General features: G+C 59.9%; 6 protein-coding genes, 1 tRNA gene and 2 rRNA genes. All 9 read left to right on the top strand.

Features of this window, described 5'->3' with window-relative positions:
* Positions 1 to 666: 666 nt before the first annotated feature.
* The 9 genes from M1E10_RS06140 (at position 667) to M1E10_RS06100 (ending at position 12420) form a co-directional block, all read left to right on the top strand.
* Positions 667 to 3467: ribosomal RNA gene (locus M1E10_RS06140) — 23S ribosomal RNA — on the top strand.
* A 252-nt stretch (positions 3468 to 3719) separates the two neighbouring features.
* Positions 3720 to 3834, top strand: a 5S ribosomal RNA gene (gene rrf, locus M1E10_RS06135).
* A 76-nt stretch (positions 3835 to 3910) separates the two neighbouring features.
* Positions 3911 to 3987, top strand: a tRNA-Met gene (locus M1E10_RS06130).
* 609 nt (positions 3988 to 4596) lie between these two features.
* Positions 4597 to 5184 (top strand): ANTAR domain-containing response regulator, encoded by a 588-nt coding sequence (locus M1E10_RS06125; protein WP_499175501.1) that lies wholly within the window; start codon positions 4597 to 4599, stop codon positions 5182 to 5184.
* Positions 5185 to 5221: 37 nt separating this feature from the next.
* A complete protein-coding gene (locus M1E10_RS06120) occupies positions 5222 to 6511 on the top strand; it encodes a CmpA/NrtA family ABC transporter substrate-binding protein (protein ID WP_499175500.1) in 1290 nt (429 codons plus the stop codon).
* A gap of 410 nt (positions 6512 to 6921) precedes the next feature.
* Positions 6922 to 9378 (top strand): nitrite/sulfite reductase domain-containing protein, encoded by a 2457-nt coding sequence (gene nirB, locus M1E10_RS06115; RefSeq protein WP_499175499.1) that lies wholly within the window; start codon positions 6922 to 6924, stop codon positions 9376 to 9378.
* Entirely contained in the window at positions 9375 to 9740 is a 366-nt protein-coding gene (gene nirD, locus M1E10_RS06110; RefSeq protein ID WP_499175498.1) for a nitrite reductase (NAD(P)H) small subunit, read from the top strand. Before nirB ends, nirD begins: the two co-directional genes overlap by 4 nt.
* A gap of 30 nt (positions 9741 to 9770) precedes the next feature.
* Entirely contained in the window at positions 9771 to 10616 is an 846-nt protein-coding gene (locus M1E10_RS06105) for a formate/nitrite transporter family protein (protein ID WP_499175497.1), read from the top strand.
* A 67-nt stretch (positions 10617 to 10683) separates the two neighbouring features.
* On the top strand, positions 10684 to 12420 hold the full coding sequence (locus M1E10_RS06100) for a bifunctional protein-serine/threonine kinase/phosphatase (RefSeq protein ID WP_499175496.1): 1737 nt from the start codon (positions 10684 to 10686) through the stop codon (positions 12418 to 12420).
* Positions 12421 to 12440: the final 20 nt, after the last annotated feature.

Below are 12440 nucleotides of genomic sequence, written 5' to 3'. Positions count from 1 at the left end.
CTGCCTGCGGACGGCGCGGCCAACGATGGCCGACGACCTCTGGTCTGTATGGGTGGCTTGCTCGAGGTTGAGTATGGCAGCCATACAGCGCGGGTGCGCGTCGCCAAGAGTTTGGCGCCCCTGTGGAGCGCCTGCGGCGCGTGAGCACAAAAATTGTCTTCTGAAGAAAAACAAGTTTGCACGACGCAATTTGCGTTTGTGCCTGTTCTGCAAAAATCGTGAAGAGAAGATTGATCTGGAGGCTTCCAGGTGTGGGTTTTGACCCATGTCCGAGGCCGGTTCCAATGACGTCGTTGATGGCCTAGCCGGCCGGATACGAAAGAGGGACCGGAAGAGGTAGGAAGCTTGTCACTCTGGTCGTCCGTTGTTGGTGTTCTTCGGAGCGCCTCTGACGGATCACTGATGATCGTTGCCTGACCGCGCGATCCCGGATTTAATCTCGAGAAGCTGGTCTTAAAGACAGGTTTGCAAGCGGGTCGCTCGGCGTGACCCCAATCAAGCAGGCTTGTCGAACACGTCGATGGCATCTGAAATGGCCCGGTTGTAAAAGGTAACCGGGTTTGGTCGGGCAGTAGGATTTAGGCATTAGGCAATGGGTTTTAGGATCTGTTGGCTCATGCCTATTGGTGATTGCCTTCCATATGGATGAGCATTGGCAATGAGAACGATTAAGTGTCGTAAGGGCATTTGGTGGATGCCTTGGCATGCACAGGCGAAGAAGGACGTGATACGCTGCGATAAGCTGTGGGGAGCTGCGAATGAGCTTTGATCCATGGATCTCCGAATGGGGAAACCCACCTTAAATACCTAGAAAGTTTAAGCCGCCCTTTGGGACGGTTTAGGTTTCTAGGTATTGCGATAAGGTATCTAACCTTGAATACATAGGGGTTAGAAGCGAACTCAGGGAACTGAAACATCTAAGTACCTGAAGGAAAGGACATCAACCGAGACTCCGTAAGTAGTGGCGAGCGAACGCGGACCAGGCCAGTGGCAATGAGGAATAAAGCTGAACAGGTTGGAAAACCTGGCTATAGTGGGTGACAGCCCCGTAGGCGTAGAACACTCATTGTCCTTGAGTAGGGCGGGACACGTGAAATCCTGTCTGAACATGGGGAGACCACTCTCCAAGCCTAAGTACTCGTGCATGACCGATAGCGAACAAGTACCGTGAGGGAAAGGTGAAAAGCACCCCGACAAGGGGAGTGAAATAGAACCTGAAACCGGATGCCTACAAACAGTAGGAGGGCGAAAGCCTGACTGCGTACCTTTTGTATAATGGGTCAACGACTTAGTGTAACGAGCAAGCTTAAGCCGGTAGGTGTAGGCGTAGCGAAAGCGAGTCTGAATAGGGCGTTCAGTTCGTTGCATTAGACCCGAAACCGAGTGATCTAGCCATGAGCAGGTTGAAGGTTGGGTAACACCAACTGGAGGACCGAACCCATATCTGTTGCAATAGATCGGGATGACTTGTGGCTAGGGGTGAAAGGCCAATCAAACTCGGAAATAGCTGGTTCTCCGCGAAATCTATTTAGGTAGAGCGTCGACCGAATACCCTCGGGGGTAGAGCACTGGATGGGCTATGGGGACTCACCGTCTTACTGATCCTAACCAAACTCCGAATACCGAGGAGTACTAGTCGGCAGACACACGGCGGGTGCTAACGTCCGTCGTGAAGAGGGCAACAACCCTGACCTCCAGCTAAGGTCCCCAAGTCATGGCTAAGTGGGAAAGGATGTGAGGATCCCAAAACAACCAGGATGTTGGCTTAGAAGCAGCCATCATTTAAAGAAAGCGTAACAGCTCACTGGTCTAAATAAGGGTCTTTGCGCCGAAAATGTAACGGGGCTAAAGCCATGCACCGAAGCTGAGGATATGCACTTAACGTGTATGTGGTAGCGGAGCGTTCCGTAAGTCTGTGAAGGAGGACCCGTGAGGGCCTCTGGAGATATCGGAAGTGCGAATGTTGACATGAGTAACGATAAAGGGGGTGAGAGACCCCCTCGCCGAAAGACCAAGGGTTCCTGCTTAAAGTTAATCTGAGCAGGGTTAGCCGGCCCCTAAGGCGAGGCAGAAATGCGTAGTCGATGGGAACCACGTTAATATTCGTGGGCCTGGTGGTAGTGACGGATTGCTCAACTTGTACAGTCTTATTGGATTGATTGTGCAGGGACGCGGTTCCAGGAAATAGCTCCACCAATATAGACCGTACCCGAAACCGACACAGGTGGTCAGGTAGAGTATACCAAGGCGCTTGAGAGAACTATGTTGAAGGAACTCGGCAAATTGCACGCGTAACTTCGGAAGAAGCGTGACCCCATTTTACGCAAGTATTTTGGGGTGGCACAGACCAGGGGGTAGCGACTGTTTATCAAAAACACAGGGCTCTGCGAAGTCGAAAGACGACGTATAGGGTCTGACGCCTGCCCGGTGCTGGAAGGTTAAAGGGAGGGGTGCAAGCTCTGAACTGAAGCCCCAGTAAACGGCGGCCGTAACTATAACGGTCCTAAGGTAGCGAAATTCCTTGTCGGGTAAGTTCCGACCTGCACGAATGGCGTAACGACTTCCCCGCTGTCTCCAACATAGACTCAGTGAAATTGAATTCCCCGTGAAGATGCGGGGTTCCTGCGGTCAGACGGAAAGACCCCGTGCACCTTTACTATAGCTTTACACTGGCATTCGTGTCGGCATGTGTAGGATAGGTGGTAGGCTTTGAAGCGGGGACGCCAGTTCTCGTGGAGCCATCCTTGAAATACCACCCTTATCGTCATGGATGTCTAACCGCGGTCCGTCATCCGGATCCGGGACAGTGTATGGTGGGTAGTTTGACTGGGGCGGTCGCCTCCGAAAGAGTAACGGAGGCGCGCGATGGTGGGCTCAGACCGGTCGGAAATCGGTCGTCGAGTGCAATGGCATAAGCCCGCCTGACTGCGAGACTGACAAGTCGAGCAGAGACGAAAGTCGGTCATAGTGATCCGGTGGTCCCGCGTGGAAGGGCCATCGCTCAACGGATAAAAGGTACGCCGGGGATAACAGGCTGATGACCCCCAAGAGTCCATATCGACGGGGTTGTTTGGCACCTCGATGTCGGCTCATCGCATCCTGGGGCTGGAGCAGGTCCCAAGGGTTTGGCTGTTCGCCAATTAAAGCGGTACGTGAGCTGGGTTCAGAACGTCGTGAGACAGTTCGGTCCCTATCTGCCGTGGGTGTAGGAATATTGACAGGATCTGTCCCTAGTACGAGAGGACCGGGATGGACATATCTCTGGTGGACCTGTTGTCCTGCCAAGGGCATAGCAGGGTAGCTATATATGGAATGGATAACCGCTGAAGGCATCTAAGCGGGAAACCAACCTGAAAACGAGTGTTCCCTATCAGGGCCGTGGAAGACGACCACGTTGATAGGAGGCGTGTGGACGTGCAGCAATGCATGAAGCTTAGCCTTACTAATAGCCCGATTGGCTTGATCGTTCTCATTGACCATGCTCATCAACGCGCCTTCGGCGCGGTGATGATGCCGTTCTTTGTCCTGACGCTGACGCATCCTTCGGATGCTAGGCTGCGGACGGCCCCGCGCCACTCGGCGCGACGGCCTATCGGCCTGTATGGGTGCCCAAAGCACTCCTCCAGGCCATCGAAGAACAAACCGACGTGTTCTAAACAAAACCAGCTTCTCGACACATCACCCATGCGTAGCCGCATCGGTGGATTGCCCTTAGCCGACCTGGTGGTCATGGCGGGGCGGCCGCACCCGTTCCCATTCCGAACACGGCCGTGAAACGCCCCAGCGCCAATGGTACTTCGTCTTAAGACGCGGGAGAGTAGGTCGCTGCCAGGTCTGCTAAAGGCAATCAAAACAATCTTCTCAACGAAAACAGATCTCGGTCAAAAGACCCAAAACATAAAACCAATAACGCGGGGTGGAGCAGCCCGGTAGCTCGTCAGGCTCATAACCTGAAGGCCGCAGGTTCAAATCCTGCCCCCGCAACCAAATCAACGGTCCCAATCCATATCCCAACAAAGCCCCTCACGTGGGGCTTTTTGCGTTTGTGGACTGTCCATTGGTCGTGACGGTCAGGATCCCGGACGTTGCTCTGCGGTGACCAACACTGAGGCATTCGAAACTGCTGCCCCAGCACGTTCAGTGCTTCCATCGATGCCATGATGTTGGCGATCGAGCCATGGACCTGCAGGGCTGCCGGCTGGGGCCCAGGGGGGGGCTTGCCGATCGCCACCTTTTCGACCAACTCCAGACACGAGGCATCAGTTGCTGCTTGGCATGCTCGTCGGCGTTGCTGCGTGCAGGAAAGATCATCTTGCGGACGATGATCTCCATGTTGGCCGGGTTGAACGAGGCCTACAGCTTCGCAATAGTGTCCTGACAATCCTCCGTCGAACCTGACAGGGCACTCATCTCCGCCGCCAGCTTCACCGGCATCACATCCGGCATGCCCCGGTGATGGTCGAGGGGCACGAGCGAGGGGCAACTTCGCCGTCAGGCCAACCGGTGGAGATGCACGATTCTTATACAGGTCGACAATCAGCCTAAATTTATTCCACAGTTCTTGCCATCGTTGCGGCACTGCGGCATCAATTGGCCATGAACCTCACCGAGCTTGCCATCCTGGTCATCGACGAGAATGCCATTCGTGCCTCAATCATTGAAGAGGGCCTACGGGAGGCGGGGCATGCGCGTGTCACGGTTATTCACGAGGTGAACGGAGTCGCACGGATCATCGAGACGCTGCAGCCGGACGTCATCATCATCGACATCGAAAATCCCAATCGTGACATGATGGAACACCTCTTCCAGTTGACGCGGACGGTCAGCAGGCCGATCGCGATGTTCGTTGATCGATCCGACACCGCATCTATCGAGGCGGCCGTCGATGCGGGTGTCTCCGCCTATATCGTCGACGGATTGAGGAAAGAGCGGGTCAAGTCAATCCTCGACATGGCCGTAAGCCGCTTCAACGCCTTCAGTCGGCTGCAGCGTGAGCTCGCCGACGCTCGCTCGGCACTGGAGGAGCGCAAGCTGGTCGAGAGGGCAAAGGGCATCCTGATGAAGATGCGCGGACTTTCGGAAGACGAGGCATTTGCTCTCCTTCGCCAGTCAGCCATGAACGAGAAAAAGAAAATGACGGACATTGCCCAGAGCATTGTTACAGCGGCGCGGCTGCTGCTGTGAATACCCTGATGCCCGCCATCGTTCGGAGAAAGCTGGTATGAACGCGACGACAGAATGCGACACGTCCGGGTCGAACCTGCCCACTCCCGCTGTCATCGGCGGAGAAGGTTCCCGCGTGGTGCGGGCGGGCTTCATCCCGCTGGTGGACGCCTCCGTCCTGATCGCTGCGGCTGAATTCGGGTTTGCCGAACGCGAGGGGCTTCGGCTCGAACTGGTGAGAGACGTCTCCTGGGCCAACATTCGCGACCGGCTGGCGTTTCGCCAGTTCGACGTGGCCCACATGCTGTCGCCCATGCCGGTGGCTTCCATGCTCGGCCTCGGCTCCAATCCCTCCCCCACCATCACGCCTTTTTCGCTAGGGCGCGGCGGCAACGCGATCACTCTGTCAACGCGCCTGTTTGCCCGCATGCAATCGGTCGCCGACATCGCTGGCGATACCAGCTCACTGGCTTCCACCCGCGCTCTCGCGCAGGTGGTCGCGGTGATGAAGGCTGCGGGAGAGCCTCCGCTGACGCTCGGCATGACCTACCCCTTCTCCTCCCACAACTACGAGTTCCGCTACTGGCTGGCGGCGGGAGGGATCGATCCGGATGTGGACGTCAGGCTGGTGGTTGTGCCGCCGCCGATGACCTCGGATGCTCTGGCCGCCGGTGCGATCGACGGCTTCTGCGTCGGCGCCCCCTGGAATATGGTCGCCTCCGAGCGCGGCGTCGGCCGCATCGTCGCCGCCAAGCAGGACATCTGGCCGTCCGCTCCGGAGAAGGTGCTGGCCATGCGGCCCGACTGGGCGGAGAGCCAGCAGGAAACCTCGATGCGGTTGCTGGTTGCCCTCGATGCAGCGGCGCGCTGGTGTGACGATGCGGAGAACCACGGCGATCTCGCGGCGGCTTTGGCCGATCCGAGGTTGATCGGCGCGCCGGTCGACATCATTCGCCATGTGCTGTCGGGGGAATTCAGCCTTGATGCTCACGGCAATCGACGCGTGATCGAAAGGTATTTTACATTCCACGCCCAATATGCCGGCTATCCCAGGCCGAGCCACGCCCTGTGGATTTACAGCCAGATGATCCGCTGGGGGCAGGTGACCTACTCGGAAGAAGGTATGGCTGCGGCGGCTCGTGCCTACCGGCCAGATCTCTACCGGACAGCCCTTGGTGCAGATGCCGCTCCGATAGACGATGACTTCAGGATCGAAGGCGACGGATCGGACGACAGCTTCATGGACGGCCATGTCTTCGACCCCCGCAGGATCGAGGAATACGTCCAGCAGTTTGCGGTCACGAGCCCGCGGATCGATCGACAGTCCCGCGGCCCGGATTTCGACTGATCTTCGTCAGTCCACTATCGCTGTCATCGAATTGCCCGACAGGAGGCCGGATCGACCGGCCAAACAAGAATGCCTGTCGCGGACTGCTGCTCGCCAGAGAGCAGGGATCTTGTCCATCGCGCCTAATCCCTGTGCAGGTCATGCCGCGCCACATGCTTGGTCTTTCTCCCTTCGCTTCTGAGAAATCAAGCGTTTTCAGTCGGTAAACTCTTGCGCCCAAATCTGGCATGGCGCTTGCAGGACATCTTGCATCCGGTCAACGGCGACCGGGCAGTCAGGCGCTCCAGAAGCGCCTGCAGTGACATCGACGTCGCAAGGATTTTGCAGCCCGGTCTTGCCCCGGAAGCGCAACTTCCGAGCGGCGTTTTTTTTGTTTTCCGAACGACCCCGAGCCCGACCGAGGGAGCGCCATGAATACCTGGACTGAGAAGCTCGTCATCATCGGCAACGGCATGGCACCTGGCCGCATGCTGGAGCACCTCCTCGAGGAGGCACTCGGCCGCTACCAGGTCACCATCTTCAATGCCGAACCGCGCGTGAACTACGACCGCATCATGCTGTCCCCCGTTCTGTCGGGCGAGAAGTCGTATGAGCAGATCGTCATTCACGGCGACGGCTGGTACGAGACCCACGGGATAACCCTCCACAAGGGCCACAAGGTCGTCGCCATCGACCGGACCGCAAAGACCGTGACCTGTGACCACGGCATCACCGCGCCCTACGACAAGCTCGTGATCGCCACCGGCTCCGTGCCCTTCATCATCCCGGTCCCCGGCAAGGACCTGCCGGGCGTCATCACCTACCGCGACCTGGACGACGTCAACGCCATGCTGCTGGCCGCCCAGTCGCGCCAGAAGGCGGTCGTCATCGGCGGCGGATTGCTGGGCCTGGAGGCGGCGGCAGGCCTTGCCCAGCGCGGCATGGATGTCACCGTGCTGCACGTGATGCCGACACTGATGGAACGTCAGCTTGATCCGGCAGCCGGCTACCTTCTCCAGAAGGCCGTCGAGCAGCGCGGCATCAAGGTCATCTGCAAGGCCAATACCAAGGCTATCCTCGGCGACGGCAGGGTCGAGGGCGTCGAGCTCGATGACGGCACCGTCATTCCGGCCTCGCTCGTCGTCATGGCCGTCGGCATCCGGCCGAATGCGTCGCTTGCCAGGGACGCGGGGCTTGCCGTCAACCGCGGCATCGTCGTCGATGCCGGAATGCGAACCTCGGATGGCGACATCCTCGCCGTAGGCGAATGCGCCGAGGTGGATGGCATGGTCTATGGCCTCGTGGCGCCGCTCTACGAGATGGCGCGGATCGCCGCGTCCCATCTTGCCGGTGACAGCACACCTGCCTTCGTGCATGCCGACACGCCGACCAAGCTCAAGGTCACCGGCATCGATCTCTACTCGCTCGGCGACTTCGCCGACGGCGACGACCGCGAGGAAATCGTCCTGCGCGATGCGACCGCCGGCGTCTACAAGCGGGTCGTCCTGAAGGACAACCGCATCATCGGTACCGTCCTCTACGGCGACACTGCCGACGGCACCTGGTTCAACGACCTGAAGAAGAAGCGCACCGACATCTCGGCGATGCGCGACACGCTGATCTTCGGCCAGGCCTATCAGGGCGGCTCGCCTCTCGATCCGGCGGCCGCAGTCGCTGCCCTCCCCGATGACGCCGAAATCTGCGGCTGCAACGGCGTCTGCAAAGGCAAGATCACATCGACCATCACCGCCAGGGGCCTTTCCTCCCTCGACGAGGTCCGCGCCCATACCAAGGCGTCGAACTCCTGCGGCACCTGCACGGGCCTCGTCGAGCAGCTAATGGCGCTGACCCTCGGCGACCGCTACAACCCGAAAGCGGTGCAGCCCATGTGCGGCTGCACCGATCTCGGCCATGACGACGTGCGCCGCCTGATCAAGGCGAAGGAACTGAAATCCATCCCGGCCGTGATGCAGGAGCTGGAGTGGAAGACCTCCTGCGGCTGCGCCAAGTGTCGCCCGGCGCTCAACTACTACCTCGTCTGCGACTGGCCGGACGAATATGCCGACGATTACCAGTCGCGCTTCATCAACGAGCGCGTCCACGCCAACATTCAGAAGGATGGGACTTATTCCGTCGTGCCGCGCATGTGGGGCGGAATGACCTCGTCCAAGGAACTGCGGGCGATCGCCGACGTGGTCGACAAATTCGAGATCCCCGCCGTCAAGGTGACGGGAGGACAGCGCATCGACATGCTCGGCATCCGAAAGGAAGACCTGCCGGCGGTCTGGGCCGATCTCGGCAAGGCCGGCTTCGTCTCCGGCCAGGCCTATGCCAAGGGCCTGCGGACAGTGAAGACCTGCGTCGGCACGGACTGGTGTCGCTTCGGCACGCAGGATTCCACGGGGCTCGGCATCCGCATCGAGAGGTTCATGTGGGGCTCCTGGACGCCTGCCAAGGTCAAGATGGCCGTCTCGGGATGTCCGCGAAATTGCGCCGAAGCGACCTGCAAGGACGTCGGCGTCATCTGCGTCGACTCCGGTTACGAGATCCACTTCGCCGGGGCAGCCGGGCTGGACATCAAGGGAACCGAGGTCCTTGGGCTGGTGAAAACCGAGGATGAGGCGCTGCATCACATCGTTGCCCTCACCCAGATGTACCGCGAGCAGGGCCGATATCTCGAACGCATCTACAAATGGGCCAAGCGCATCGGGCTCGACGAGATCCGCCGCCAGATCATGGAAGATACCGACAAGCGGCAGGCTTACTACGAGCGCTTCGTCTTCTCCCAGAAATTCGCCCAGGTGGACCCGTGGTCGGAGCGGGTCTCCGGCAAGGACAAGCACGAATTCAGCCCCATGGCCGTCATCCACAAGGAGGCAGCGGAATGAACGCCCTTTCCATTTCCATGGACGCAGCCTGGGTTCTCATCGGAACCATCGACGACATCCCGCGCCAGGGCTCTCGTCGTGTCCACGAAGGTGCAACGCGGATCGCGGTCTTCAGGACTGCCGACGACCGCATCTTCGCGCTCGAAGACAAGTGCCCGCACAAGAACGGGCCGCTCAGCGCCGGCATCGTGCACGACGGTTGCGTCACGTGCCCGCTCCACAACTGGGTGATTTCACTTGAAACCGGGGAGGCCCAAGGTGCCGACGACGGAAGGACTTCCACCTTCCCCGTCCGGATCGAAGGTCGCAACGTCTATCTCGACCTACTGCCAACCACTTTGCCAACCACTGCGGCTTGCTGAGCCGTTTCCTGCACCGTGAAAGGAAATTGCATGTCCTATGTAGCACCTCAGGAATTCGCTGCGAAAATGATCGACGCGGGCGAATCCAAAGTCTTCATGTCCACCAAAGACACCCTGATCCGAGCCTATATGGCCGGTGCCATCCTGGCTCTGGCGGCTGCATTCGCCGTGACCGTCACCGTGAACACAGGCAATCCGCTGCTCGGCGCGTTGCTCTTCCCTGTCGGCTTCTGCATGCTCTATCTGATGGGCTTCGATCTCCTGACCGGCGTCTTCACCCTGGCGCCGCTGGCGCTGATCGCGAGGCGTCCCGGCGTCACGGTCGGCGGGATACTGCGCAACTGGGGCCTCGTCTTCGTCGGCAATTTTGCCGGCGCCATGACGACGGCGGTGTTCATGGCCATCATCTTCACCACCGGCTTCACCCATGCACCCGACGCCGTAGGCCAGAAGATCGGCATGATCGGTGAGGCCCGCACGCTCGGCTATGCCGCCGCCGGCGCCTCCGGCATGCTGACGCTCTTCATCCGCGCGGTGATGTGCAACTGGATGGTCTCCACCGGCGTCATCGCGGCGATGATGTCGACCTCCGTCTCCGGCAAGGTCATCGCGATGTGGATGCCGATCCTCGTCTTCTTCTACCTCGGCTTCGAGCACTCGATCGTCAACATGTTCCTCTTCCCCTCGGGCATCATGCTCGGCGGCCAGTTCACCTGGATGGACTACTTCCTGTGGAACGAGATCCCCACCGTTGTCGGCAACCTCGTCGGCGGACTGACCTTCGTCGGCGGCATGATCTACGCCACCCACTACAAGACGTCGCCGAGCCGCAAGGTTACGGAAAAGCCCGCCACACGCCTTGTCGCGGCTGAATAGCGCTGAAGCCCTGAACAATGCAGGTCCCGCCGCGGCGGCGGGGCCTGATGAAAAGATAGGTCCGGCGATGCAACAGATAGCTGACATCACAGCACTCCGGGTGAGCATCGGGCAGTTTTCCTCGGCCGGGCGCAAGACCGCCAACCTGGACTTCCATGGCGCGATCGTTCCAAAAGGGTCGGCCCTGACCATGAAGGGCATCGCGCTGGCTGTCGCCGACGGCGTATCCTCAAGCCCGGTCGGCCAGGTGGCGGCCGAGACGGCGGTCAAGAGTTTCCTGACGGACTATTACTGCACCTGCGACGCCTGGACCGTAAAGACGGCGGCAAGCCGTGTCATCGATGCCACCAATTCCTGGCTCCACGCCCAAAGCCGTCATGTAGAGAACCGCGACCATGCGCATGTGACGACCTTCTCGGCGCTGGTGTTGAAGGGCGCGAGGGCTCACGTCTTCCATGTGGGTGACAGCCGCATCTCGCGGCTGGTCGGCCGCGACCTCGATCCGCTGACAAGCGAACATCGCCTGAAGCCGTCGCCCGGCGTAAGTTATCTGGGGCGAGCCCTGGGATTGTTTCCTGCAGTCGAGATCGATTACCGCCAGCTGAGCCTCCAGGCCGGTGACGTCTTCGTCCTGTCAACTGACGGCGTTCACGACCATCTCGAAGCGCGGCGGATGGCAGCCTGCATCACCACCGACGTGGATCTCGACCAGGCTGCCGCCGCTATCGCGAAGCTTGCCCTGGAGGCAGGCAGCGACGACAACCTGACGATCCAGATCGTTCGGGTCGACCAGCTGGACGAGGGGGACCTGGAGCCGGTCTTCGATGCGGCCGGTTTGCTTCCGGCGGCACCGGTGCCGCACGCGCCGGGGGATTTTGAGGGTTACCGCATCCATCGACAGATCCATGCCAGCAACCGCAGCCACGTCTTTCTCGCGACCGAGCCGGGCAGTGGCGATGCCGTGGTGCTCAAGTTTCCATCCGTGGATCTGCGGGAAGACGAGGCATACCTTCGCCGCTTTGCCATGGAGGAATGGGTCCTACGTCGCGTCTCCAGCGCCCATGTGCTCAAATGCAGGAGGCCTGTTCTCCCGCGGCGCTCCCTTTATCTCGTCACCGACTATGTCGAGGGCGAAACCCTGTCGCAATGGATGAAGGATCGGCCACAAGGCGAGTTGCGCGCGGTCCGCGACATCGTCTCCCAGATCGCCGACGGGCTTCGCGCCCTCCATCGCAAGGAGATCATCCATCAGGACCTGCGACCGGACAACATCATGATCGACGGCAATGGGACCGTGAGGATCATCGACTTCGGCTCCGCGCAGGTCGCAGGCCTTGCCGAGGCGGCCCCCGCGCTGGAGAGCGATGATATCCTCGGAACGTTCCAGTACGCGGCACCGGAATATTTCCTGGGCGAGCGCGGCACGGAGCGCTCCGACCTCTTTTCTCTGGGCGTCGTTGCCTACCAGATGTTGACCGGACGCCTTCCCTACGGCGCCCGCGTGGCCCGCACGAGGAGCAGGAGGCAGCAGTCCAGGCTCAGATTTCAGAGCATCGGCGACCTGCGCCCCGACGTTCCGGACTGGGTGGAGGGGGCGATCCGGATGGCAGTCCATCCCGACCCCGCGAAGAGATACGAGACGCTTTCGGAGTTCATCCACGACCTGTCACACCCCAACCCCCGGTTTGTCCAGCGCCGCAGTCTGCCGCTTTTGGAGCGCGACCCGCTGCTGTTCTGGCAGATGCTTTCGGTGGCACAGGCGCTGCTGGCGCTTGGGCTTCTGTTCGTTGTTGTTCTGGCCTGACGGCCGCCCGTTGACCGTCC

It is taken from the genome of Rhizobium sp. PK7-22, from assembly GCF_056530405.1.
This window is presented reverse-complemented; position numbering and strand designations above follow the sequence as displayed.